The organism is Xanthomonas sp. WHRI 7064 (assembly GCF_040202355.2).
Classification (GTDB): Bacteria; Pseudomonadota; Gammaproteobacteria; order Xanthomonadales; family Xanthomonadaceae; genus Xanthomonas; species Xanthomonas arboricola.
Map to the genome: position 1 here is coordinate 447,564 of NZ_CP167821.1, position 25,955 is coordinate 473,518.

The 25,955-nt window shown below is 61.0% G+C and carries 22 protein-coding genes and 1 pseudogene; 7 read left to right on the plus strand and 16 right to left on the minus strand.

From position 1 onward, the window contains the following. Positions 1-30 precede the first annotated feature (30 nt). From ABQY74_RS01915 to ABQY74_RS01975, 13 genes are all read right to left on the minus strand, one after another. On the minus strand, positions 31-822 hold the full coding sequence (locus ABQY74_RS01915) for a hypothetical protein (protein WP_104599643.1): 792 nt from the start codon (positions 820-822) through the stop codon (positions 31-33). Between the two features lie 779 nt (positions 823-1,601). Beyond that, complete coding sequence (locus tag ABQY74_RS01920; protein ID WP_349793169.1) at positions 1,602-1,973, minus strand: hypothetical protein; 372 nt, start codon at positions 1,971-1,973, stop codon at positions 1,602-1,604. A 730-nt stretch (positions 1,974-2,703) separates the two neighbouring features. Further along, positions 2,704-3,012 carry a hypothetical protein gene (locus ABQY74_RS01925; protein WP_127159585.1) on the minus strand — a complete coding sequence of 103 codons (309 nt, stop codon included), beginning with the start codon at positions 3,010-3,012 and terminating at the stop codon, positions 2,704-2,706. 303 nt (positions 3,013-3,315) lie between these two features. After that, entirely contained in the window at positions 3,316-3,669 is a 354-nt protein-coding gene (locus ABQY74_RS01930) for a SymE family type I addiction module toxin (RefSeq protein WP_104554556.1), read from the minus strand. A gap of 857 nt (positions 3,670-4,526) precedes the next feature. Continuing rightward, entirely contained in the window at positions 4,527-4,850 is a 324-nt protein-coding gene (locus tag ABQY74_RS01935; protein ID WP_184352943.1) for a hypothetical protein, read from the minus strand. 3,832 nt (positions 4,851-8,682) lie between these two features. Then, positions 8,683-9,147, minus strand: coding sequence for a hypothetical protein (locus ABQY74_RS01940; protein WP_349793172.1), 465 nt, complete (start codon positions 9,145-9,147; stop codon positions 8,683-8,685). A gap of 57 nt (positions 9,148-9,204) precedes the next feature. Next, positions 9,205-9,606, minus strand: coding sequence for a hypothetical protein (locus ABQY74_RS01945; RefSeq protein WP_349793174.1), 402 nt, complete (start codon positions 9,604-9,606; stop codon positions 9,205-9,207). Positions 9,607-9,678: 72 nt separating this feature from the next. Continuing rightward, positions 9,679-10,062 carry a hypothetical protein gene (locus tag ABQY74_RS01950; RefSeq protein ID WP_349793176.1) on the minus strand — a complete coding sequence of 128 codons (384 nt, stop codon included), beginning with the start codon at positions 10,060-10,062 and terminating at the stop codon, positions 9,679-9,681. Positions 10,063-10,132: 70 nt separating this feature from the next. Further along, positions 10,133-10,585, minus strand: a complete 453-nt coding sequence (locus tag ABQY74_RS01955; RefSeq protein ID WP_349793178.1) for a hypothetical protein — start codon at positions 10,583-10,585, stop codon at positions 10,133-10,135. Between the two features lie 960 nt (positions 10,586-11,545). Further along, entirely contained in the window at positions 11,546-11,833 is a 288-nt protein-coding gene (locus ABQY74_RS01960; protein WP_211921778.1) for an Imm32 family immunity protein, read from the minus strand. 414 nt (positions 11,834-12,247) lie between these two features. After that, entirely contained in the window at positions 12,248-12,601 is a 354-nt protein-coding gene (locus ABQY74_RS01965) for a hypothetical protein (RefSeq protein WP_372470020.1), read from the minus strand. A 125-nt stretch (positions 12,602-12,726) separates the two neighbouring features. Next, entirely contained in the window at positions 12,727-13,059 is a 333-nt protein-coding gene (locus ABQY74_RS01970; protein ID WP_104623565.1) for a hypothetical protein, read from the minus strand. Between the two features lie 58 nt (positions 13,060-13,117). After that, a complete protein-coding gene (locus tag ABQY74_RS01975) occupies positions 13,118-13,576 on the minus strand; it encodes a hypothetical protein (RefSeq protein WP_211921784.1) in 459 nt (152 codons plus the stop codon). A gap of 690 nt (positions 13,577-14,266) precedes the next feature. Here ABQY74_RS01975 and ABQY74_RS01980 point away from each other — a divergent pair. Further along, positions 14,267-14,621: pseudogene (locus ABQY74_RS01980) on the plus strand (phage integrase N-terminal SAM-like domain-containing protein); the annotation flags it as partial. A 237-nt stretch (positions 14,622-14,858) separates the two neighbouring features. On the opposite strand, the gene ilvD reads toward ABQY74_RS01980, so the two are convergent. Beyond that, the gene (ilvD, locus tag ABQY74_RS01985) at positions 14,859-16,697 is read right to left on the minus strand and encodes a dihydroxy-acid dehydratase (protein WP_349793180.1); all 1,839 of its coding nucleotides are present in this window, start codon (positions 16,695-16,697) and stop codon (positions 14,859-14,861) included. A 405-nt stretch (positions 16,698-17,102) separates the two neighbouring features. Between ilvD and ABQY74_RS01990 the strand changes: the two genes are divergently transcribed. Together ABQY74_RS01990 and ABQY74_RS01995 are read left to right on the plus strand one after the other, a co-directional pair. After that, entirely contained in the window at positions 17,103-18,470 is a 1,368-nt protein-coding gene (locus tag ABQY74_RS01990; protein WP_349793181.1) for a cellulase family glycosylhydrolase, read from the plus strand. Between the two features lie 45 nt (positions 18,471-18,515). Beyond that, positions 18,516-18,782 carry a YkgJ family cysteine cluster protein gene (locus ABQY74_RS01995; RefSeq protein ID WP_039513263.1) on the plus strand — a complete coding sequence of 89 codons (267 nt, stop codon included), beginning with the start codon at positions 18,516-18,518 and terminating at the stop codon, positions 18,780-18,782. 13 nt (positions 18,783-18,795) lie between these two features. Here the strand turns inward: ABQY74_RS01995 and ABQY74_RS02000 are convergent, their stop codons facing one another. Together ABQY74_RS02000 and ABQY74_RS02005 are read right to left on the minus strand one after the other, a co-directional pair. After that, positions 18,796-19,692 (minus strand): DUF2167 domain-containing protein, encoded by an 897-nt coding sequence (locus ABQY74_RS02000; protein ID WP_349793183.1) that lies wholly within the window; start codon positions 19,690-19,692, stop codon positions 18,796-18,798. 80 nt (positions 19,693-19,772) lie between these two features. Next, complete coding sequence (locus tag ABQY74_RS02005) at positions 19,773-20,318, minus strand: gamma carbonic anhydrase family protein (protein WP_024938808.1); 546 nt, start codon at positions 20,316-20,318, stop codon at positions 19,773-19,775. A gap of 724 nt (positions 20,319-21,042) precedes the next feature. Here ABQY74_RS02005 and ABQY74_RS02010 point away from each other — a divergent pair. From ABQY74_RS02010 to ABQY74_RS02025, 4 genes are all read left to right on the plus strand, one after another. Continuing rightward, positions 21,043-22,353, plus strand: coding sequence for an MFS transporter (locus tag ABQY74_RS02010; RefSeq protein WP_349793185.1), 1,311 nt, complete (start codon positions 21,043-21,045; stop codon positions 22,351-22,353). Between the two features lie 138 nt (positions 22,354-22,491). Continuing rightward, on the plus strand, positions 22,492-23,736 hold the full coding sequence (locus tag ABQY74_RS02015; RefSeq protein ID WP_039518322.1) for an HD-GYP domain-containing protein: 1,245 nt from the start codon (positions 22,492-22,494) through the stop codon (positions 23,734-23,736). Positions 23,737-24,321: 585 nt separating this feature from the next. Continuing rightward, the gene (locus ABQY74_RS02020) at positions 24,322-24,798 is read left to right on the plus strand and encodes a MarR family winged helix-turn-helix transcriptional regulator (RefSeq protein ID WP_065033065.1); all 477 of its coding nucleotides are present in this window, start codon (positions 24,322-24,324) and stop codon (positions 24,796-24,798) included. 121 nt (positions 24,799-24,919) lie between these two features. Further along, positions 24,920-25,948 (plus strand): transporter, encoded by a 1,029-nt coding sequence (locus tag ABQY74_RS02025; RefSeq protein WP_372470021.1) that lies wholly within the window; start codon positions 24,920-24,922, stop codon positions 25,946-25,948. The last annotated feature ends 7 nt before the right edge of the window (positions 25,949-25,955 follow it).

Genomic DNA, 25,955 nt, shown 5'->3' on the forward strand with positions numbered 1-25,955 from the left:
AACGCAACAATGGAGTCATCAACAAGGATGCTAGACATCCGCCGGCGCGTATCGCAACAGCGTCGAACCCTCGAAGTAATTCCCGTAGTACTCGCTCGCCCTCAGGCCCGGGTTCGCCTCAAAATCGATGTAAGGCTCGGAACAATGGGGGCAGCGAAAAGGATTGAGGTAGGCGTAGCGGGACCCATCCGGTGCCAACGGTAATGCGTCTTCCAGCACAGCAAGCGCTTCGGCATCCGGCTCGGACAGCGCTGCAGGGCTGCCAGGCAGATGGCTATCGACGGTGATGGTGTACTTGCCGGACCCCGAGTAGAAGTATCCCGCGTTGCTAAAACCCGCGTGATAGGAGCGGATCAGGAACGAACGTTTGCAGTGGTCGCATTCACAAGAAAGCAGCACGTTGCCACCGGTGACTAATCCGCTGAAGTGCAGACCCCTTGCAAAAAGCCCCTTGCCTGCAAGTGCGGAACTGCTGACGCTGGCGCCCGGCAGAAAGAACGGCTGAAACCTGATCCCGGATGCTTGGCCATTCGCAAACGCATCTGGATCGAGCTGCTCGGTCTGCGAAATGACACAGTCTGCCTGGCACCCGAGGTTGGGATGCACGCGAACGGAAAAGTGGAACCACCCCGTCGCAGCACCAAGTTCATGCCGATGCACCTCTCCCGCCGAGTCGGCAAACTCCAGGACGCTATTGGACTTCAACCATGCGGAAGGCTTGAGCTCACACGGGACATCGCTCTCGGTAACGCGGCACAACTCTCGCCCATCGGCGCGAACGATCAATAACGGAGCGGCTTTCTTCTTGAAGATGGAGAACATGCTTTCCTTGGCGGCAGTGCGTGAGTAGTAGATCGGAGCGCTTGGCAACTGGATAAATTTTAAAGCTTTAGCTCCGCTTGCGGCGAGTCAGGGACCATCCCCATGAAAGGAACAAGCAGACGCCAAAGAGCGTAAACAAAAAGGTGGCAAGCCCGGCCCAGGATATGCCGAATAGCCAAAAGCCAGCATGGCATGCGACTGGGTCTCTTGCGATGGAGGCAGACGTGGCGCAGGGCGAGAGCGTCCTGGTGTGATGCCACCAGGTGAACGTCACGGACACAATGAGGAACACGAGTAGCGCAGCGAATAGCCGAAGCGCGCGATAGCCAACTGACGTCTTTGTTGATTTCGAATGTGCGCGCATGGGCAGAGCGGCCTAACGTCTGGACTAAGTAGGTTCGCGAAGCGGCTTTGGTTGAATGAATTATTAGAACTCATCGCCATGGGAAAATCGAACACCATCATAGAGCAACTCGCGACAATCCTTAAAATCTAGGATGCGAAAGCGCTTTCCTGGAGATAAGTTGGTGAGGTAGTAAGCCACGTCCTCTTGATTGAACCAGGTCTTTGCCACGAGCTTTGGAGAGAAAGACTCAAGATCGATTGCGACGTATCTACTGGCTGAGCGTCGATAGAAACCCGGCGGGATTGCAATGCAATTCTCTTTGCAGAAAGCTTCGATTCTGTCCCTGTATCGTTCCGCCACAGATAGACTCCAAGATGAATTTTAACGTCTGAATTGAGCTGCGCCGTAGAGCGGCGTCGGCTCGAATGAATTTTCAGGGGCCATTTGGTGTTGTTTCGTTGCCCGGTGCAAGTGCATAACTAACAATTTGCATGTTGCTCGTCGCATCAGCCTCGGCGACGTAGACCTCAATGTCACCGAGTCCTCCTGAGCCCGAATAGTCGCTTGAAACATGAAAGTGCTGGTCTGGGTCATCACGGAGTCTTGTGAGAAGGCCAATCATTCGATCAATCCCTGTGACAGATACCCCGAGAGTGACTCCGTACCAACCGTTTTTCCAATCTTCTATCTCGCCGCGCATCAATTTTGTCCCGGTGTCTAACGCTTGAATTAAGGCGGCCCGCGAAGCGCGGATCGGCTCGAATGAATCGCTGACCATGCTGCCCGGGAAAAAGTAGAGACTCAAGCCTCAGAATTGCTGGAAAGACTACAGGGTATCGTTTGACCCAGGGAAGACCGGGATAGTCGGCCACACCGCTGTCACCAAATAGAGCATGAAGTGTCCCAGCCTTGGATGCCATTAGAAGGTTGTGGGCAAGACCAACAACATGCTCGGTGACCTCACCGGAAGAGGTGCCTGTCTCATTGCCCCACTTACGCTGCACAGCTGAAGTGAGATTGCCTGCCGAAACTTCGAGTGCGGAGCGAGTCGCTGGCATGCATGATGCCTGAATTAAGTCGACCTACGAAGCGGCTTCGGCTCGAATGAATTGTCAGGCCGCATGCTGATACGTCACGGCTGCAAATCCAATGATTGCTGCAAGGACAAGCATGACAATCCATCCTGACCTCTGATGGAACGGCACTGGGTTGCACCCAATCTGCGCTTCCGCCGCCGAAGCGTTAACTATCCAGCCGTGGGAGCAAACAGGGCAAATGAGCTGGTACTGCTTGGAGATAACCCATCCGAAAAGATGGTAGAAGTGTCCGTACGTGTACTTGAGACGCAATGTAAAGTCTTGCTCTTGCTCGCACCTCTGGCAGTGCTCATGCTCTGCCAGGTCGAAGGTCAGCACTCGCTCGCCCCATCCCCAAAGAATCATCTGTCTCTCTCGAAATATCTTTAGCGGTCCAGCAACTGGATTAAACAGAACCGCGAACTGGATCCGGCTTGAACGACTTGCCAGGCGTCGCCACTAGTCACTGCTCCCGGCACAGCCAGAGTCCCCCGCATCGCAACCGGAAAAACCAGCGTCCTGACCACCTGATGCGCCACCATCGGATGACAGATAGAGCGGGTCACTTGTATCGGACGACGTGGAGCCAGCTGCCTGAGAAGAAGCAAATGCCGCACAAACCACCGCGCCAATGACTGGAACAAGCCAGATGAGGGCAACTTGCAATGCGCGTTGTGATGGCGACAGCACCGAAACGCGAAGCACGGCAACCGATGCGACGATATTGCCAAGCGCAAGTACCACACCCAATAGAAGCATCAACTTCATCCAAACCTCCAAGTCGCCTGACTATTACCGGGGTTGCCCGTGTGGCGTAAAAACGATCCTCGCCGAGTCGTCCATTGCCGTCAATCGCTGCAAGCCTTTGCAACAAACGCTCGTTATGCCAGCGCGGCTGCCCATGACCATGTGCTCTGCCATAGTCAAGTTGATCCAACGTGAGATGCAGGACGACGGCTTGGTGCTCCACCTTTGTCCTCCTGCGCGAGAAGCAGTGAGCGCGCAAGGTGTGATGCTAAACGCGTTGCGCTTGATGCGGGCGTTGGTCTGCATGCTGCGCGACGCATCTGCTTAGTCCTTGGGTGCCACGCTGACGACCAGCTCGCCGTTGCGCATGCGTATGTTGAGTTTGCTGCCGATGGTGAAGCCCAGCTGCTCCAGCCAGCGGCCACGCAGGCGCAGCGTGGGGATGCGTTGGTGGCTGTCGGGGTAGTAGCCGTAGCCGACGGTGCAGCGTTGCGGGGCACGCGGGTGGCCTTGGCGGCGCGGCTTGCCGGGATCGGGGCGGGGCTCGGGGATGGGGGTGCGCTCCAGGTAGCGCCGCGGCGTGATCGAGGGGTCGAGCGAATGCCAGCCGATCTCGGTGGGCGGTGGCACCGTGGCGCGCTTGCGCGCTGAGGTGGGGCGGGACGTGGATCGACGCATGGCAAAGCCCTCCTTGACGAACAGGCCCCGCCGCCGGGCGGCGACGGGATGTCGGGAGGTTAGAAACCGCGTACAGACGGCGGGCTTATTCCCCTGGCGGGTGTTTTATTGGCCGCCCTCCCGACGCAGAGCATCGCGTCGGTTGCACCCGCAGAATCTGCAGGCACAAAAAACCCACCGGTCTTTCGGAGGTGGGTACCGCTGTACGAGGAGTTTCTACGCTCCTTGAGGAAGAGATTGCTGCGTGTTTGTTGGGATGTCAACTGCCTCGGCAAGTGGAAGTCGATCAGCAACCAACGAAGCCGTTGTCCATGCCGATGAGGCATCTGGAAAATAACCCCGACCCCTTATTCTCAATTGCTAGCAGCTACCGGAGCCATGCGTAATACATACACTTGTTTGCCTGCTGCTCGCAGAAGAACACCCACGTGGTATCGGAGTCTCGATACTGCCATTGAGTGTGTCTGGTATCGGCGTGGTCGCCTACGATTTCCGACCAGCTGCCGATTCTCGATGATGTGGGAAGTCCGGGCTGAAGATTTGAGTAGAAAGCGAAGCTTTCTCCACTCTTGAAGCTGAACTCACCGACAGATGTATTGCTGTCCAAGTCGTTGGATGTGCGGATGTCAGTTGTACTGGGCGGAAGTATGTCGGGAAGCCAACCGCGACCGAACAGTTGATCGGATCTTGCATCGGTCAGGGTGGGGTAGTTGCTCGTCACAGTGTCTGATAGATGGTCGCAACCTCCAGCCAAGAGGCATGAAATCAGCAGTACTGGCATCTTTTTCATGCGACTAACGCCTGAGTGAAGCCGAGCCGCGAAGCGGCTTCGGCTCGGGTGAATTGTTAGCCCTATCTTATCGGAAGGTGTCAGCCTTGAGCTTCTGGGATGACGGGTCCGATCGCTTGCGAGCGAGTTCATTCTTGAGTGGCACCAACACATCCTCCGGGAACACGGCGCCGGGCATGTTTGAGTCGTCTATCCACGCATTGGCAAATGCCTCTTTGTCCTGTCGAAAATATGGTGCAAAGGCGCCGATCTTCTTGTTCGCGATCTCTGCAGAGAGAATGGCGATGGCAGCATTGCGTTGTAGCTGATGCACCTCAGACTCCAGGCGAAGAACGCGGTATCCGAGAAAGACGCACAAGACAGCCATAGCGATGAGCAAGCCTTTGAACACCATAAAATCTCCAGCTAGGTCTAACGCCTGAGTTAAGCCGACTCACGTAGCGGTTTCGGCTTGGGTGAGTTGCTGTGGCTCAGCGTTGCTAGAACGTAGCCTGCTAGTGCGTACAACATAGAACGCAAGATACCCCACGGCTCGAGTAACTCACCGACATGCGCACCCAGTGCCAAAGACAGAGCCATGTCCGTCAGCTGTACTAGCAAGAATGCAGCAACTACCTGCCAGGCCCTACGAGTCGGGGCACCAGTGGCAAGGCGCCAGTAGCAGACGACTGCAATAAGCCCAGTTGCAACACGCCTGAAAAGGCGGGCTCTCTCTACTAGTTGGTCAATCGTCGCCGGTTCGATCTGCGAATGAGCCACCCAGACTCCGCTAAGAACACCGACACCACTGGTCAAGATCATGAGTAGAGCAGACCAGCCAACGACGCGCTTCCAGTTCACAGCACTCTCCTCCTGAGTTCCAACACCGGAATCAAGCCGACTCGCGAAGCGGCTTCGGCTTGAATGAAGTGCTAGGCGGCAGCTTACCGCCCATTGGCACGACTAGCCTCCTGAAAAAGCGCGTCAAGGTCCGAGCTGGACATCTTGCTGAGCCTGTCATACGCGGGTTTGGTTGCGGACTCGGTCCCAGTACCTTCGCCGCGCAACTCAATGCCACCGTTACCATTCGGCGTGAGGATAAAGACGAACGGAGCAGCGGGATTGGGCGCGCTAGCAGCGACCACTACGGAATGCCCGTCAGCGCAGCCATATATCAGCCACTCATTGCCTCCGAACTGCTTCAAGGCCGGTCCAATGTTGCATTGAAGCACGGGTTGCTCAGTGGCAGGCACAGTCGACGAGCTAGCAGCGAGAAGTGCGATGAATAGAGTTGCGATCATGTCTGCTTTGCTGCCTAACACCTGGTTGAGCCGACCCGCGAAGCGGGTTCGGCTTAAATGAATTGCTAGGTACCGCCGACGCCTACAATAATGCAGATTGCCGGTGTGGTTAAGAACCAAACAATTGGTAGCCAGACGAGCTTACGTGCCCGGAGCCACAGCGGTTGAGGTGGGGCGGGATAGTAGACGACGGTCGTGCGATCCAGCCCAGCTCACGAAAATTGTTGTGGTAGCTAGGACCAAGACCAGGAAATTGCGTGAGGTGTTCCCAGGTGGCTCGATCAACTGCCAGAAGATCTCGACGAAAGCGGATGTTGAGGAGGGTGCCAGCCCCGCCGGCAAGTGCAAGACTACCCACGCTATAGAGCGTGGTCAGCCACTCTCGTGGACCGACCACACCAAAACGCAGCAAAAGAGCCAGAGCTGCAAGAATTCCCCATGCAACAAATAGCCATCGAGCTTTCATACAGTGCCTGTCGCCTGAATTAAGCCGACTCGCGAAGCGAGTTCTGCTTAAATGAATTGTTAGACGTGCCTACGCAGACCAGCAATGCAGTGGGCTGCCGAGCACGCCATGGGCGCCGAGGTCGCTTGCACTCTCACCCCAAAAGCAATAGAAGCGGCTCTGCTCTGGTTGGTACACGAGCCAGTAGCCTGCTTGATGAGCGACGCATTGACCCGAGATGACTTGGCCAAGCGCCATGTCGGGAAAGCCAGGCGCCATGACTGTAGCGCTAACGGGAAATGGTTTGCAGACGTTGCGACGGATGCTATCCGCTAGCCCAGCAAAGTAGCTTTTGGCGTCAACGCCGGAATTGACGTACACACCCGTAGTGTCGGATAGCTCGGCCTCCAGTTTCGCAAGTAGCGGGTTATTGTCTTGCACGTTTAACGCCTGAATTAAGCCGATCCGCGAAGCGAGTTCGACTTGAATGAATTCTTAGGAACCATGACGAGGCGCCTCGGAGCCCCACGCTACACCATTGACGCTTACGTCAAGGCCGGCAACGCGCCTTTTCTCTTGCCATGGCCTGCTTGAGGTTTCGTACTCGATGATCTCATAGGTACGGCCGCAGGTTTGCCAGCTCGTGCAAGGTGCAACGTTTGGAAATTTGTCCCAAGGGATAGCGGCCAGCCGCCCTAACTCTGCCCAGGCGTCGTCTAGCGACGCGTACTCACCGATCTGCTCGGCGTGGCTCTCGTCCTCGATTACGAAACACTTCGGCATGGTACCTAACGCCTAAATTAAGCCGCGTCGCTAAGTGGGGTCGGCTTGAATTAGCCCTCATCTGCGGGCCAAACCTCGACCAAGTCACCGTCGACAAAGCCGACACATACTGCGGTAGCGATGCGAAGCACATTTGCCTGTGAGGTAGATGAGTTCTCAATAAAAGATCTGACCTCTTTAGTCACGTACGCCAGTGCTTGTTCCCACCCGGTGCCCGCGACAGAGCGTGCGAGTACTAACTCGAGTGATTGAGACGACCATAACTCAGGTGGACAAGCCCACTCAGGATCATCTCGGTCGTAAGTGCCAGCTCCAATCAACTCTACGACCCAGTCGCCGCATTCCGCCAAGTTGAAGTTGTAAGCCACGACTCCATCGGGAGTGCTGGATGGTACGGCTCGGTGGAGCCAGTTGGAGAAGGACAAAGTTTGGGATTCTGTCATGAGGCCTAACGCTTGAATTAAGCCGAGTTGCGAAGCAACGTCGGTTTGAATGAGGTGTTAGGCAGTGAGTGGCCGCAAAGGTTGGATGGTGCAACCATACTGCCCAGCACTGCCGCCTGTGCAGAGTGTGCCACAGCTTGCGGGATGGAGCTTGCCTGCGGATGCAGCGGCGAGCGATGCCACCGAAGCTAAATGCAATGAGCGCGGAGCAGTAACAACGTGCGAGTACGAAGCTCCGAACTTGCCGGAGCCCAGAACGGTGATGACTGCCGACCGGAGCCGGCCGTATGCATGCCAGTCAGCGCACCGAAGCAGGACCCAACAACGCGTTCGCTCCACCACTGCCTAGCACCTGAGTTAAGCCGAGCCGCGAAGCGGCTTCGGCTTGAATGAATTGTTAGGTGCCGGCCGATTACGGCACATAGACCAGATGAACTCTAACCGAGAAGACAGGAGCGTCGGTTACGTGGGCATGGAGCACTAGATCGCTCCGACCCTCTCCTTGGGTCCACAGGTCAATAAGCGTGTCCCAGTGGCTACCGGTCCATATGCAAACAGAAGACTTCCAAGTCTCGTCCGGCAGGGTTGTCAATGTGGCGCCATAGCTGCGGATGTAGCGTTGAATCCGAGTGGCCGTCTCAGTTGAGACTGGCTCGACTCCTGGAATTCCTTCCAGACGATAGTCGGCAGTCGTAAAGGCAGCCACGACTTCCCGAAATGTCTGTCGCCAATGATTTGGGATTGGGCGTTGTTCGCTTGCGTCGCTCATGCTGGAATCACTGAAGTGCGGCGCCTAACGCCTGAGTTAAGTCGACCCGTGAAGGGGGTTTGGCCTGAATGAGTCTTTAAGTGCCAAGCCCGATCAAAGAATCAGCATCGGGAATGCCAAAGGCCTTGGCCAATGCTAATGCATTGGGACGAATCCGCTACGGAGAATCCTTGTCAAAGGACGCAGGGAACCCGCTGAGGTTGTAGAGGGCCTTGGCACAGACCTCCTCAAAGCAGTACTGGGTAGTATTCAGGCGGTCACCGGCTCGCTCTGCGGCCAAAGTCTTGGAACGAATCCTCTGAAACAACTTGCGCCCCTCAGACCACTGGTTTGGCTCTGCAGCCATCGTATCGAGGGCCAATAAGGTCTCGCGGTCATTGCAACGGGGCAGGAACAACCAAACGAGCTGTTGGATCTCTGCTGCAGTTTGCGTTGCTGTCGCCATTGGGGCCTAACGCCTGAGTTAAGCCGAGCCACAACGCGGCGTCGGCTTGAATGAATTGTTAGACCGCACGCTGCTTAAGGACGGTTGGTTCAGTGGGCGAAGCTTGCCAAAGCTGTAGGCGGTAGTGGTCTTGGCCATCAAGCCCGTCCTCCGACAGCGTGCAAAGGCCGGAAGAAGAGAGACGGACTCTGTACTCGCCAGGCGCCAAGTCAAAGCGTGCCGCATCAGGGAAGTAGTCCGTGCAGCCAGCCACAACGAGCGGACCTTTTGTGATCGCGAGTGAACCCTCGACAACATGATCGAATTCCATGAAGTCAGCAGACGGCGCCGAATCCAGTAACTCAAGCGTAACTGGTACGCACATGTTGCGCGCAGTGCCGATCCCGACCACGCCCAGTGAGACAGCGAACATGCGTTGAGTGGCTATTGGACTCCACGCATCCGACAGGTCGCCGCTCGCTCCCTCGTCCTGTAGATAGAACTGGAAGTAGTCAGCAAATAGTTCGAGAGTGTGTGATTGCATCAGTCCTGTCTAAAGCTGGAATTAAGCGGCGGCGGAGTCGTCCGCGTGGATGAGTGGTTAGGACTTACGCCGCATGCCAAAGCGTGCCCGATAAGCGTATGCCGCACCTGGAACACCGATAAAGAAGACATACAAGCAAGCGTTTAGAACTGATGGCTGACTGCGCGCACCAGCCCAAACTGGGTCGCTAGAAAGCTCGACCACAAGGTAACAGATGCCAAGACCGAAGATGGTGCAGCCAATGAGGCTGCCAATGAATTGCCTGACTCGGCCTTGAGTAAAGCAGGCAAGGGCGAGTAGCAAGCAAAAAGCGGCAAACAAGTAGAAATAAATCGCCTTGTTGGTAGGCGGCGCAACAACGACCATGACGGCGCAAAACAGCATGGCAAAGACACCAGGGAGCAGTCTCGCACTAAGGCTGAGGCCGTGATTGATGGTCCTTTCAGCTTCCTGATGCATGGCTGCAATCCTTTTTGCCCCTAACGCCTGAATTTAGCCGGCCCGCAAAGCCAGTTCGGCTTGAATGAATTGTTAGGCCACACGCCACAGCCCCGTGAGCGCACCAATGCCACCGCCAATGAGCCCGTAAATTGCGCCCAAGACTACGACGAACGTCGCAGTGTAGAGCCAAACCGACAGGGTAAGAGTGCCTGCGGCAAGGCGGCCTGGACCAATGGCCCAAGAGACGGACCAGCCAAGCGTTGCATCAGTGATGCCCATAGCTAAACCGAGCAAAACTGCAGCCCAGAACCCAAACTTACGAGTAGCGAAGAATGCAAATGCGATGTAGAGAATAGCGGATCCGAAGGCTGCGTAAGTGTAAGGAAAGCCAAGCACCAGAGACGCGAGAGATGCGACCGCATCAAACACGACCACCGCCAAACACGATAATGCGAAGAATTTGAGAGATTGCAACAGAGTCCCCTGTACGGCCTAACGCCTGAGTTAAGCCGACCCGCGAAGCGGGTTCGGCTTGAATGAATTGTTAGACGGGACCTTGCGGTGGCCGCGCTTCGAGTGCTCTGTTGAGTGTCTCGAGGTGACGCTCATTGGATGGTACAAGTGAAAAAGTCTCTGGCCCAACCTGCACCTCTTGTAGATAGCCAACGCCGATAATCTCTGGCTTCTCAGGCCATTCATCTGCATGGGTAGCAAACTCAAGGAACTGAATCCTCCCGCCGTAACCGTAGAGGAGAGTGGTGACACCATCCGGAAGCCCCGCAATCTCAAGATTGAGATCCCCAATTATGAATGTTCCTGGCTCGAGAAGCGGCGACGAGTCGGGCACAGAGAAGTTGATGTAAGCCCCGACACCAGTATGCTCACGGGAAGCTACAACTGCCGCCTCGGCTTGCAGCCGAAGCAACGAAAGTCTTTGATCGTCTCCGGCTAAACAGGCGTCTAGAACTCGCTTCTCAAATGCTGTGAGAGTGCTCATGTGCCGCCTAACGCCTGAATTAAGCAGACCCGCGAAGCGGGTTCGGCTTGAATGAATTGTTAGGGGACAGCCTACGTGGCGTCATGACTGATTGCCAGGCTGCCGACGAACCACAAGTACGCAGCCGCTGCGACAGTAAGCAAGTGCAGCACGCCGACCCAGCGCCACCGAAGGGCCAAGACCGAAGGGGCAACTAGGGCGACCGTTACGACGAGCCCAGCCAGTGGGAAATACCTAGCGAGTTGCGATGATTCAATGCCAGGAATGCCGGCCACAAGGCATGAGGCCGCAAAGAAAAAGAAAGCAGAAAGGCCTGCGGCTGACGCCTTGAGCTTACGGTTTGGCGTCGAAGAGAGAACAAAAGCCGGGAGGATAACGGTGAGCCCGATGAGCCCGGGAATACCTTGTTCCGCGGCAAAGAGAACGTGGTGCAAATCCATAAATGTCACTGCCCCCTAACACCGGAATTAAGCCGAGCCGCGAAGCGGCTTCGGCTTGAATGAATTGTTAGGGGGCACGCGCCGGAACCAGAACCACCATGTGCCGATACCACATGCAAACAGCCACGCAAGTAGAAACCAGAACCCAGACCGTGATTCGACTGCCGTTGTGGCTTGGCCATTCTCTTGAGCGAAGGTAACGATCTTGGGGTCGTCGAGGACGCTCGGAACGATGATATATGAGCGAGAAGATCTGACGTACTGAGACTGAGTCGAGTAGCGGGACTGGTAGGAAGCGCCCACGAGAATTGCTGATTGATCGGAGTATTGGGCGAGGCCTGTGGAAGCTGGAGGCCAAGGTGACAGCCAGTCGTACACCGCTACCACCGGGACCAGGAGCAAATAGGCAGGCATGCCGAACTTAAGCAGCATGCGGAATAGACCAACGAGAAACTTCACCAGTGCCCCCTAACACCTGAGTTAAGCCGCGCCGCGAAGCGGCGTCGGCTTGGACGAATTCTTAGGGCACAGCTGGCGACAGACCATGACGCGTGCTCCACTCGGCGGACCAACTGAAAAGCTTGACGTGGTGCACCTGATGCCAGCCCTCGCCTCGCTCATTATCCAGCATGGTCTCGGTGAGATCGACTCCGCCCCAGGCCTGCGTAAAGAGGTGGCCGTCTTGGCAACTACCTTGCTCGGCATGCTCTCGAAGCCTGCGAATCTCCCGTTCCAGCGCGAGGAGGCCAGACACGTCACCATGAATATGGACGACATTGCCTTCCGAGTTTGCAACGATGCTTAGCATGAGAAGCGAATCACCTTTGTCTGCGGCCTAACACTTGAATTAAGCCGTGCCGCGAAGCGGCATCGGCTTGAATGAGTTGTTAGGCAGTGAGTGGCCGAAACGGTTGAGACGGCAACCATGCTCCCCAGCACTGCCGCGTTGACCGAGTGTGCCACAGCTTGCGAGATGGAGCTTGCCCAGCGATGCAGCGGCGCGTGATGCCACCGAAACCAAGTGCAATGAATGCAGCGCGGGAACGATGTGCCAAGGCGAAGCGCCGAACTTACCGCAACAAGCAACGGTGATGACTGCTGTCCGGAGCCAACCGCATGCATGCCTGCGAACTCACCGAAGCGGCAACCACCAACGCATCTGCTCCACCACTGCCACCTTAGTTAAGCCGCGCCGCGTAGCGGCGTCGGCTTGGACGAATTGTTAGGGCGCGACATTGATGAGCCCGAGACCCGACAATGTGGCCACGCCGCCGAGTCCCAGCGCTAGTGCCGCATAGAAAAAAGCCATGACACGCCCTTTCGGGCTGGACCAATGTTCGCAGACCCAGATAAGTGCGCGTAAGAAGAATGTCTTGTGGCTGTAGAAGTACCTGGCGAGGAACATGGTGCCCCACGCCATCAGGTAGAGTCCCAATAGCACGGTGCTAGGGCCCGTGCGCACTGGGCCTGGCTTGAATCCGGTGAGCAAAGTGCTGACAAGGAGGGCGCCCAGAATGGCGATAAGCGACACTCCTAGTGCGATGCCGGGCTCGTTTTCAGTTGGCTTCGGCTGCATCGAACCTACTAGAGCGCCCTAACGCCTGAATTAAGCCGACCCGTAGCGGGGCGGCGGTTGGGTGCTAGCGTAGCGGAAAAAGCGCCCAAGCGCTGCCCCGATGCGGGTTCGGCTTGAATGAATTGTTAGGCCGCGACATGTGCAGCCTCCATGTACGTGCTGTACGCGTCATATGAGAAGCCGATGCCAATAGCAGCAGAAAGAGCAAGCAACAGCCAATACTTGGTTGGATGCTCTCTGCGGCTGAATCTGGCTACCCACGCGCCATCAAGCGCGCAACCAGTAAAGGCCTGAATGAGGAAAGGAATAAAACCGCTCACACCGAACAGAATGGCGGCAGTCAATTTACTAAGGCCCACCGACTCGCCCCAGAAAGCGGACGCCGAAAACAAACCGATGAAAAGGATGAACCCCCAACCAAACGATTTGCCTTGAAAGCGCGAGACGGAGTTTTTCATAGCTGCCTAACGCCTGAGTTAAGCCGCGCCGCGAAGCGGCGTCGGCTTGAATGAATTGTTAGCCTGCAAGGCTGTATGGGTACAGCAGAGACAGGCCAATTGATATTTTCTCAATTGACTGTTCCGCGTGTGCGATCAGATTTGGATCGTCGGCAGATTCGAATTGACGAATGATGTCGGCTAATTGAAGCCATTGGCCAAAATTGATCCCGAGTGTTTGCGGTTTCGCGTCCAGTCCGGAATCATGATCCAAAAAAGCGACGCGTTGATCGTTGCCGGTAGAAATAAGCCAAGCGTCTCCCGTGCCCGATGTTGCAAAGACCCACCAGTCTTTACCAAGTCTTGCTTGGGGCGCATCACGGCCTTCTGTCTCATTCTTGGCAGAGAGAGAGTCAAGAAAAGCGAAGTCTCCCGCAATTTCAATGAATGGAAGACTGTGATCCTGGCTTAAATGAGGCAAATCAGAAACTGAAAGTAGCTCAAGTGCGATTTTCTGAGGATTGCGGAGTTCTAACATTGCGGTCTAGCGCCTGAATTAAGCCGACCCGCGAAGCGGGTTCGGCATGAATAAATTGTTAGGCACCGCCCGAGACACACAGAGTCGCGGATACGGCACCCACTTTGATGCTAAAGCCACTCATGAAGTTGGCCGTAAGGTGGTTGCAGCCCTCAGATGGTCTGCTTGAGGCGAATGCACGCATCTCAGCTAATAGGTCGTCCCACATGAATCCAAGGGAGTCCAAGCAGTTATCCTCGGTGAATGGAACTGTCGGATCTCGCTCCTGGGCTTTGAACAAGTACACCCCCGCAAAGCTGAGTGAGAGCTCAGGCGGGTCTGATGGCTTTACCCAATCGCCGGTGCCACGGTGCCAATGTAGCTCTAACGTCTGTTGCGCTGGGGCGTATGACATGCCCTGAAAGTCAAAGTTGTTGTGTAGGTCAAAACGGTCAAGCCCGCGCTCAAGCGCGATAAAGTCTTCGGCAATTGAAAAGCCAATTAGCTGCATGCGGTGCCTAACCACGATTGGACCGCCTGAGAGCGGTGTTGCGCCAAGTATCGACTAAGGCCGGAGGTCTGGAAAGGAGGAATTCCTATTCCTTGACAATAACTTGCCGGATGGCCACCGGCAGTCTTTGCGCCGATGCTGGTTGCGTTAGCCTACGTCTGAGTAAGCGTATGAGTTACACCCGCGGCGATGCAGGCGTAATGACGCCTCTGACTCCGAAGCTGTTGGATCAGGTCCGTGCTCGGCTACGGCTTCGTCACGACAGCCTGCGTACCGAGCAGGCGTCTGTGGGCTGGATCCGGCGCTTCATTCCGGAAAACGGCAAACGGAATCCAGGACAGATGCGGCGAGTAGAAGTCGAGGCGTTTCTCACCGAACTGGCGACGCAGGGCCAGGTGTCGGCCGGCACGCAACATCAGGCGCTGGCGGCGCTGCTGTTCCTGTATCGCGAGGGCGGAGTTACCCTGGATGGAGAAACAGCAGCGCGCCAAGCGGGCGCGGCCCATTCCGGTGGTGCTCTCGGCCGAGAATGTCGCGCGCACCATGCAGGAGCTGTTGGACCACAAGGATGTGGTAACCACGCAGATCTGCACGCATGTGCTGGGGCGCGGGGCGTCGGCGGTGCGCAGCCCGCTGGACGGGCTGCGCATCGACGGTGGGTGACGTTGCGGGCAAGCAAAGCCAGTCCGCTGTAGGCGTTTGCTATGAGGCGTCGTGACTGAAGTCCCTGCAAAGTCCTATGCCGGGAGTCGATGAAGACCGCTAAGAATCTGCGGTCTTCATGGCAACGCCTCAGCCGTCCAACAACGCCTTGTCGCGCACCGCGCCCTTATCCGCACTGGTCGCCAGCAACGCGTACGCCTTCAACGCCGTGGTGACCTTGCGTGGGCGCACCTCGACCGGCTTCCAGCCCTTGGCATCCTGCTCGGCGCGTCGGCTGGCGAGTTCTTCGTCGGACACCAGCAGATTGATCGAACGATTAGGGATGTCGATCAGGATCTTGTCGCCGTCGCGCACCAGGCCGATCGCGCCGCCCGCCGCGGCTTCCGGCGAGGCGTGGCCGATCGACAGGCCCGAGGTGCCGCCGGAGAAGCGGCCGTCGGTGAGCAGGGCGCATTGCTTGCCCAGGCCCTTGGATTTGAGATAGCTGGTGGGGTAGAGCATTTCCTGCATGCCGGGGCCGCCCTTGGGGCCTTCGTAGCGGATTACCACGATATCGCCGGCCTTCACTTCGTCAGCGAGGATGCCTTTGACCGCCGAATCCTGGCTTTCGTAGACGCGGGCGTTGCCTTCGAAGACGTGGATGGATTCGTCCACGCCTGCGGTCTTCACCACGCAGCCGTCGCGGGCGATATTGCCGTACAGCACAGCCAGGCCGCCTTCCTGCGAGAACGCGTGGGCGACATCGCGGATGCAGCCTTCGCTGCGGTCCGTGTCCAACGTGTCCCAACGCGTGGCCTGGCTGAAGGCAATCTGGGTGGGGATGCCGGCCGGACCGGCCTTGTAGAACGTGTGCACCATTTCCGCGTCGGTCTGGGTGACATCCCATTGCGCGATGGCGTCGGCCAGCGTGCGCGCGTGCACGGTGGCAGCGTTGGTATGCAGCAGCCCGCCGCGTGCGAGTTCGCCGAGGATGGCCATGATGCCGCCGGCGCGGTGCACGTCTTCGATGTGGTACTTGGGCGTGTTCGGGGCGACCTTGCACAGCTGCGGCACGCGCTTGGACAGGCGGTCGATATCGCGCATGCCGAATGGCACGTCGCCTTCCTGCGCGGCGGCGAGCAGATGCAGGATGGTGTTGGTCGAGCCGCCCATGGCGATATCCAGCGTCATCGCATTCTCGAACGCTTCGAACGTGGCGATACCGCGCGGCAGCGCGGTGGGGTCTTCGCCGCCATACCAGCGGTGGCACAGCTCCACCGCCACGCGGCCGGCGCGCAAAAATAATTGCTCGCGGTCGGCGTGCGTGGCCACCACGGTGCCGTTGCCCGGCAGCGACAGGCCCAGCGCTTCGGTCAGGCAGTTCATCGAGTTGGCGGTGAACATGCCCGAGCACGAGCCGCAGGTGGGGCAGGCGCTACGCTCGAACTCGGCCACCTTTTCATCCGAGGCGCTGTCGTCGGCGGCGATCACCATTGCGTCGATCAAATCGAGTTTATGTTCGGACAATTTGGTCTTGCCGGCTTCCATCGGGCCGCCGGAGACGAACACGGTGGGGATATTGAGCCGCAGCGCGGCCATCAACATGCCGGGGGTGATCTTGTCGCAGTTGGAAATGCACACCAGCGCGTCTGCGCAATGCGCGTTGACCATGTATTCGACCGAGTCGGCGATGATCTCGCGGCTGGGCAGCGAATACAGCATGCCGTCGTGACCCATGGCGATGCCGTCGTCCACGGCGATGGTGTCGAACTCCTTGGCCACGCCGCCGACGCGTTCGATCTCGCGCGCGACCAGCTGGCCGAGATCCTTCAGATGCACGTGCCCGGGCACGAACTGCGTGAACGAGTTGGCGATGGCGATGATGGGCTTGTGGAAGTCCCCATCCTTCATGCCGGTGGCGCGCCACAGTGCGCGGGCGCCGGCCATGTTGCGGCCGTGGGTGGAGGTCTTGGAGCGGTACTCGGGCATGGCGAATTCGACGGCTGATTGGCGAGCGGTGGCTGGCAATTAGACCGCGTCGTGACTGTTGCTGCTGCAACGGTCGCGGCGCACTCCGGTGATCCGGCACGGTAGCACGCGGGCCAGGGCACGCCGTGGCGGTGGTGGAGGGCGCGGGCCGCGCGCATCGCACAGGCGGCGCCGGAGCGTTCGCCGGCACGGCGCGGGAACACGCGTCTCCCGCACGCGGCACCCGCTGGTCGGCGTGGCATGTAATGCGATGTAAACGTATGCGGGCCTGCATGCAGTGCCCGGAGTGCAAACCGGAGCGCAGATTATGCCGCTGCCACACCGGCACCATCGCCGTCAGACCGGTGCGGCAGAGGGGAGCACCACCGCCAAGGATCTCCACCAACGGCACCGCAGGAGGCGCCCATGTCCGACCATCCACACCCACGCCGCACGGCGGCGGCAGCCCCGCATCCCATCGACCAGACGCCGGCAGCAACAGCCGGGGTCACCCGCCGTCGCGTGCTGCAGGGCGCAGCCGGCGCGGTGGCACTGGCCGGCCTCGGGTGGGGCGGCCGCGCGGCTGCGCAGAGCGCCACCCTGCCGTTTGCGGGCCTGAACCTGTCGGGCCTGGCCTCCAACAGCTATGTGGAGAATGCCGAGATCGGCACCCACTATCGCGCCATTACCGCACAGCACGTGGCCGCTGCCGGCGCCTGCCCGCTGTTCCGGCTGCCGACCACCGCCGCGCGCTTCACGCGGGGGCAGGGGCTGGCCTTGAACGAGACCTACTGCAGCCAGGTCCAGGATGCGCTGGATCACATCGCCGCCCGCGGCAAGCGCGCCATCGTGGAGCTGCATGACTACATGCGCCTGCCGCAGCGGGTGGCCGTCAAGTCCGGCTGTCGGCGCGACGCCAGCGGCGCGCTTGTGGATGCGCGCGGCAACCGCATCGACGACCCGGCGGCCGCCGCGGTCTGGGCCGACACCTATCCGCTGCGCAACTTCGGCTACCAGGGCTATTTCGATCGCCGCGACGGGCTGCTCAAGCTGTACGAATACCGAGTGATCGGCACGCCGGGGTGCACGCTCTACAACGCGTCCGGCCTGCCCGACCTGTGGGCACGCATCGTCAACCGGTTCCGGCAGCACCCGGCAGTGTTCGGCTGGGGCGTGATGAACGAGCCCTATCAGGGCGACGAGCGCGCCGCCGACGGCAGCGTGCTGTCGATGGCAGCGCACTGGCAGAACACCGCCACTGCGTGCTGCAAGGCCATCATCGATCGCGACCGCGACCACTTCGTGTTCGTGTGCGGCAACGGCTATGCCAGTGCCCGGCTCTGGCAGAAGGATTCGATGGGCCTGTTCGACATCCCCGATCCCTACAACCGCATCGTCTACGAAGCGCACAACTATCTGGACAACAACGGGGCTGGCGGCGGCAACTGGATCGGACCGGGCGGGCGCAACGAAGTGATCCAGCCCGATACCGGCATCACGATGGTGACGCCCTTCATCGATGCCCTGCGGGATGCCGGCAAGCGCGGTTATCTCGGCGAGCACGGCTACCCGGCCGGCAACCGCAGCGCGGAGGTCGCCACCACGCGCATGCTGGCCCATCTGCAGGCGAACAATATCCCCAGCACGCAATGGTGCTTCGGCCCCGGCTGGCCGGATGACGACGTGCTCGGCATGAGCCGCGACGTGGGCGCGGACATCCAGGCCAAGAGCAATCTCGCTGCCGTGCAGGCCTTTTTCGACGTGCGCCTGTCCAGCTACATCCCGCCGCGCTAGCCACGCTGCCGCTGCCGGCAGGTGGCGGCGGTTTACACTGGCGGCATGCGCAAGAACCTCCCGTGCCGCGCCGGCTGCGCGGCCTGCTGCATCGCACCGTCGATCAGTTCGGCCATCCCCGGCATGCCGCAAGGCAAGCCGGCGGGCGTGCCCTGCGTGCAGCTCGACGGCCAGGGCCGTTGTCGCCTGTTCGGGTTGCCGACGCGGCCTGCGGTGTGCGCCAGCCTGCGTCCGTCCGAGGACATGTGCGGCGCATCGCGCGCCCAGGCGCTGGCCACTTTGACGGCACTGGAGCACGCCACGCGGCCGTGAGCCGCGGCACGCCTCAGCTGCCGGTGCCCTGCGCCTTGCGGGAGAAGATCCGCTTGATGCCGGTACCCACGGCAAACACACCCAACAGCACCAGCTTCCATCCCTTGGCCAGCAACAGGCCCAGCTTGGCGAACAGCCCGGCCTTGGCCGCCAGGCCACCGCCGATCAGGCCGGCCAGGCCATAGCTGGCGATCTTGTCGGTGGACGGGTTGTGGTCGGCGTAGCGCGCGCCCTGGTCGAATTCGGTCATCGGCAGCAATTGCTGCATGCCCTGGCGGACCTGTTCGAGCTGGTCCATGCCGGCGACGGCATTGAGGCTGAGGTAGCCGCTGCGGCCCAGCACGCGGATATCGTAGTTGAGCGTGTGCTGCTGGGCGCCATCGAAGCGCAGTTCCTTGGCCCAATAGAGCTTCTTGCTGCCTGCGTCGTACCGCGGCGGCACCGCCCAGCCGAGCAAGTCGACGGTGCCGTAGCCCTGCTCACGGCGCGCGGCGTTGTCTTCGGCGGTGCCCTTCTGCATGTCGGCCAGCAGCTCGCTGTAATCGATCTTGGCGGCATCCTCGTCGGACACATAACCGTCGTCGGCATAGGTCACCACCACTGCCCAGCCACCCGGCGCATCCAGCGCGGGTGTGCGCGGCACGATCATGCCCAGCACGCTGTCGTCGGGCGGGTTGCCCCACAGCTGCTCGAGCACGCGGCGCGTGTCGGCCTTGTCCAGGTAGCGGAACGCCGGGTCCAGATCGAAGTGCGCCTTGGCTTGCGGCACGTCGATGTGGCCGTCGCGGTACTGCAGGGCAGACAGCACCTGCGCTTCGTCGACGGCGTCGGCTGGAATGGCCAGCAGCGACTGGCTTGCGATCAGCAGGCAGGCGGCCAGCAGGCTGCCCAGGGCAAAACGCGTATGCATCGGGTCGAATCCATTCGAGGGCAGCGTCCCCACGCCGCAGGGCGCCGATCTTGCCATGCCTGCGTAGGGCGGACAACGGCTCAGCCGGTACCGACGGTGCCCAGGTACTGGTCCTTGAGCCGCACATAATGCTGTGCGGAGTAATGCAGGCTCTCGATTTCCTTGTCGCTGAGCGTGCGGGCCAGCCGTGCGGGATTGCCCAGCCACAACTCGCCTTCGCCGACGATCTTGCCCGGGCCGACAACCGCCCCGGCGCCGACAAAGCCGTAGCGCTTGACGGTGGCGCCGTCGAGCACGCAGGCACCCATGCCGATCAGGCACAGGTCTTCGATGGTGCAGGCATGCAGGATGGTGCCGTGGCCGACCGTGACGTCGGCGCCGATCACTGTCGGGTAGCCGGCCTTGTTGAACGGGCTGTGGTGGCTGACGTGGATGATGGTGCCGTCCTGCACGTTGGTGCGTGCGCCGATCTGCACATGATTGACGTCGCCGCGAATCACCGTGCCCGGCCACACCGACACGTCATCGCCCAGGCTCACCTTGCCGATGATGGTGCAGGCAGGATCGACATAGACGCGTGCGCCCAGTTGCGGGGTGTGTTCCAGGAACGAGCGAATCGGGGTCACGATGATCTCCGGCATGTCGGCGTGCCGCCCGGTGCGGGCACGGCCTGCATGATAGCGGGCGAGCGTCGGCATGCGGAAAGCGCTGGTGCGGCAGTGGATCGATCTGGCTGCGGACGTGCCTGATGCAGCGGCGCAGCGTGTTGGAACAGCTGGCGCCAGGGCATGTGAGGCCGCGCCTGCACATTCGCTGCCGCTCCGAACGGATCGAGGTGTGTGTCGCGGTGTGCAGTCATGCGCAAGTCGCGTCGTTCAACCTCGCTGCCAGCAACGCTGCATCCATGCCTGCATCACGAGTGCGGCATTGCGCTCTGCAATCCTGGACCAGATGAACGTGAGGGTCGCCAGGTCTGATCGCACGCCAGGTCACGCGCTGCAGCGCCGCATGCGAGGTCGATCGTTTCCGTGCAGGCAAGGCGTAGACCGCAGATGCCGCTGCACAGACAGCTCAACGAATGCGTGGAGGGGCAAGCGAAGCGCGCTGCCGGCTTGTTCGATAAGCGCACACCCGTGCAGGCCGCTGTCTTGAACGCGCCCCGCGATCGGCCTAGCGTGCCGGTGACGTTGCAACACCCCGACTGTGGTTGCCGCGTTGCAGTGCCGCTGCGCTGTCGAAGGCCGTCGCAGCGTCCAGCGTGCTTGCGTCTTCGTCGTGGCGGCGCTGCGTGATCGGATGGACACGCGTGAGGTTGCCAATGCAGCTGCCCTCCCTAATCAGGATCACCCGATGACCCAGAGCGCCGCGATACCTGCACCCTTCGTACTGCAACGCATGACGCCGTTTCAGTGGAGGGCGGTGGCGGTGTGCGTGTTGCTGACCATGCTCGATGGCTTCGACGTGATGGCGATGGCCTTCACCGCCCCGCATGTGTCGGCGCAGTGGCAGTTGTCGGGCAAGCTGCTCGGGGCTTTGTTCAGTGCCGGCCTGGTCGGCATGGCGGTGGGGTCGTTGCTGTTGGCGCCGCTGGCCGACCGCATCGGGCGGCGCGCGACGATCCTGGCATGCCTGGCGATCTTGACCGTGGGCATGGGCGCCTCGGCGCTGGCCACCGGGGTGTGGCAACTCGGCGCGTTGCGTGCATTTACCGGGATCGGCATCGGCGGCATGCTGGCCTGCGTTGCGGTCATCGCTGCCGAATATTCCACCGCCCAGTGGCGCAGCACGGCACTGGCGCTGCAGGCCACCGGTTATCCGATCGGCGCGACGCTGGGCGGCGCGATCGCAGCACTGCTGTTGCAGCACTGGTCCTGGCACGCGGTGTTCGTGCTCGGCGCGCTCGGGTCGCTGCTGTGTGTGCCCTTGGTGCTGGCGTTCTTGCCCGAGTCGTTGGAATTTCTGATCGCGCGTCGCCCACCCGATGCAGGCGCACGCTTCAACGCAGTGCTTGCGCGCATGGGCATGCCGCCGCAGGCGGTACTGCCGTCACCGCCGCCGCATGGCTCCGATCGGGCGCGGGGTTATGCGGCCCTGTTCGTGCCGGCATTGCGACGGCAGTCGCTGTTGATCGCGCTGGCGTTCTTTCTGCTGATGTTTGCGTTCTATTTCGTGCTCAGCTGGACCCCAAAGCTGCTGGTCGTGGCCGGCTTGTCGGCAGAGCAGGGCGTGACCGGTGGCGTGTTGTTGAATCTGGGCGGGATCGCCGGCGGTGCGATCTTCAGCGCGTTGGCCGCGCGTGCGCGGCTGTCGTGGCTGACCGCCGGTGTGCTGGGGCTGTCGGCGCTGGCGCTGCTTGCCTTTGGCTGGTACAGCACGGTGCTGGGTTGGGCGTTCGTCATTGCGGTGCTGAGCGGCGCGGTGCTGTTTGCCGCCATCGCCGGGCTGTATGCGGTGGCGCCGGTGGTCTTCACGGCGGCGGTGCGTTCCACCGGCATGGGCTGGGCGATCGGGGTGGGCCGCTTCGGTGCGATCGCCTCGCCGCTGTGCGTGGGCGTGCTGGTTGATGCGGGCTGGTCGCCGGCGGCCCTGTACCTGGCCTGCAGCGTGCCGCTGCTGCTCGCGGCCATCGCCGTGCTAGGCATGCGCCTGCCGGCGCGCTGAACTGCTCAGCCAGCGGTCGCCGCGCGGCGCGAGCGAGTTCTACCGGACCAAAGAAATCCCGCGCACTGCCGATAACCCGACAGACCCTCCATCGTCGTGGCGGGCTCTTCCGCGGACCATTTGCAGATCAGCGCCGGCATGCTCAGAACCATCGATTCAGACCAACTCCGCCCCGGTATGTATGTCTACAAGCTGCTGGGCGCGTGGGTGCACCACCCGTTCTGGAAGACCTCGTTCCTGGTCGATTCGGACGACGTGGAGAAGATCCATGGCAGCCGGATCGAGCAACTGGTGATCGACACCGCGCGTGGCCTGGACCTGGACACGGCGGCGCCGGACGCGCCCGATCCACAGCCTGAGCCGGAGCAACCGCCGCCGCCGGCACCGGAACCCCCCGAGCCGGCCACCACCACGCGCACCGCGAGGACCAATAGCGTCACCGCGCAGGTCGGCATCGAGTCCGAAGTGGTGCGCGCACGCAAGATCTTCGAAGACGGCCGCGATACGGTCGAGGCGATGTTCCGCGATGTGCGGCTTGGCCGCACCGTCGACACCGAGGCGGCGATGCCGCTGGTGGAAGCCATCAACGATTCGGTCCTGCGGCATCCGCAGGCCTTGATCAGCGTGGCAAGGCTCAAGACCGCCGACGACTACACCTATCTGCATTCGATGGCGGTGGCCGGCCTGATGAGCGGGCTGGCGCGCCAGCTCGGTCTGCCTGAAGGGCAGGTCGTCGAGGCGGCCATGGGCGGCCTGCTGCACGACATGGGCAAGGCGGTGACGCCGCTGGACATCCTCAACAAGCCCGGCAAGCTCACCGACGAAGAGATGGCGATCATGCGCCAGCATCCGCTGGACGGTCATCGCCTGCTGCTGGCCGGCGGGGTGCAGAACGCGGTGGTGCTGGAGATCGCGTTGCACCACCACGAGAAAATGGACGGCAGTGGCTACCCGAACCGCTTGGCGGGCGAGAACATCGCGCTGATGTCGCGGATGGGCGCGGTGTGCGATGTGTACGACGCCATCAGCTCGGACCGCCCCTACAAACGCGGCTGGGATCCGGCCGAATCGCTCAAGCGCATGGCGTCGTGGCAGGGGCACTTCGACCCGGTGGTGTTCCAGGCCTTCGTGCGCCGGCTGGGGATTTATCCGGTCGGCTCGTTGGTGCGGCTGGAGTCGCAGAAACTGGCAGTGGTGATCGAGCAGACCCCCGATGCGCTGCTCAAGCCCAAGGTGCGCGTGTTCTATTCGGCCAAGCTGCGCAGCCATGTGCTGGTGCAGGACATCGACCTGTCGCGCCCGGACTGCCAGGACCGCATCGCGCAGATGGAAAGCCCCTCGGACTGGGGCTTCCGCGATCTCGAGAAGCTCTGGCTGCCGTAACCCGTAACCCGTAATCCGCTGGCCACAGGCCGCGCGCGTGCACGCGGCCTACCTGGCGCGGAGATGCGCCGGGCGAGTGGGCTGGGTCCGCAGGCGTCGTCTGGCGAAGGCCGCAGCCTTGCCGTCGTGATTGCCACCACCGCTGCCAGGCCCGGCATGCCGCGCGCACCTGTGCCCGGCGTGCCGGTCACAGGCGGTTGCCACCATGCCCGCCAAGTCCATCGGCCCGCCTGGTCAACCTGGCGAGCGCGACCATGCTGCGCTGCAGCTTGGCAATGTAGTTATGATCCATAACTATTCCGGAACGCAATCACTTGTCGACCCCGGATCCCATGTCGCAGCCGTGCCTGGATGACCGTCGCTTCCCACACCTGCGTGCCGCCGCATGCGGCCGCCACGTGCTGGCGCTGGACTGGCACCAGCCTGTGGCGACCTGCCTGCACGGCGGTGCCACGCGGTTGGCGGCCACACCCACATCGGCATGCCTGCGCGCGTCTACAATGCAGCTCACGCCGCGGATCGGCGTTGCGGGCGGTGAGCGCTGCGCGCACCGGTCCGCCTGTCGTCTTCGCTGCGAGAACCGTCATGTCCGTCACTGCCACTGCCGTACCGCTGCCGGATGCCGTCACCACGGTGGATCAGGCACGCCTGCTGCGGCTGCTGGGCTACCGCATCACCCGCACCGAGTTGCTGGTGCGGCGGATGTTTCAGGACTGCGTGGCTGCGTTCGACCTCAAGCCGGTCGACTTCTCGCTGCTGATGCTGGTGGACGGCAACCCGGGCATCAACCAGCGCCAGATCGGCGACGTGCTGCACGTGTCGGCGCCCAACCTGGCGATCGTGGTGGCACGCCTGGTCAAGCGCCGCCTGCTGCGGCAGGTGCGCGGACGCCAGGACCGACGCATGCAGCATCTGTCGCTGACCAGCGCCGGCGTGACCCTGCTGAGCGCTGCCGAGGCCGAAGTGCTGCGCATGGAACAGCAGCTCAGCGTGGTGCTGGGCAGCAGCGAGGCGCCGTTGCTGCGCGCACTCGACCGGCTGGACCGTCTGGACACCGTGTAATCCGCCGTTGCCGTGCAGGCGCACGGCCAGCTTTCCCTTTGACCTGCGCACGCGCCGTTGCCGGCGTGTCGATTGCGCCTGCCTGACCGTTGTCCCGCCGCAGTTCCCGCTGTCCCTCCCAATGCTGGAGATGTTCGCAGTGAGCTATCGATCGGTCCTGTCTGGGTTGTCTTCCCGCGCGTCGGCGCTGCGCCGCGCAGCGCTTGGCATGCTGTCGCTGCTTGCTGCCGGCACGGCCGGCGCACAGAGCCTGCCGCAGAGTACGACGCTGACCAACGGCATCAATACCGGCGGCACCAGCTATCTGGACGGCTTCACCCGCACCACGCCCGGCTGGGCGGTGATCACCTATCTGCGCCAGAGCTCACTGGACGCGATCAAGGATTCGCGCGGCAACGACGTACCGGTGTTCGACCGCCCACGCATCGATTCCACGCTGTTGCTGACCCAGGTCGCCTATGTCACCCCGTACACGCTCTTCGGCGGCGCAGTGGGCATCAACACGCTGCTGCCGCTGATCAATCTGGATGCCTCGTTCGGGCGCAACAGCATTGCCCGCTTGCGCGACAACGGCGCCGGCGTGGGCGACCTGACCTTCGGCCCGTATCTGCAGATGCTGCCGGTGATCCGCAATGGCAGGCCGGTGTTTTCGCAGCGCTTCGAAATCGATGCGATCGCACCGATCGGCAAGTTCGACCGCGATCGCGACCTCAATCAGGGCGCCGGCTACTGGTCGCTGGTGCCGCAATATGCGTTCACCGTGTTCCCGACGCCCAACTGGGAAGTCAGCGCACGCATCAACTACATCTACAACTTTCGCAGCGAGCGGCGCCCGAACCTGCCGCCGGGCTTCGAGTTCCGCAACGGCCAGGCCGGCGACGCGGGCTGGATCAACTTCGCCACCTCCTGGGAAGTGGTACCCGATATCCGGCTTGGCGTGAATGCCTATTACCTCACCCAGTTCCGCGATAACCGCACCAATGGGCAGCGCGTGGCCGATACCCGCCAGAGCGTGTTCTATGCGGGGCCCGGTGGCGTGTGGCGGATGGATGCCAACAACATGCTGTTTGCCAATGTGTATCTGCCGGTGGAGGTCAAGAACGCCGCCTCCGGCAACAACGTCAACCTGCAGTACGTCCATGTGTTCTAGCGCCGGT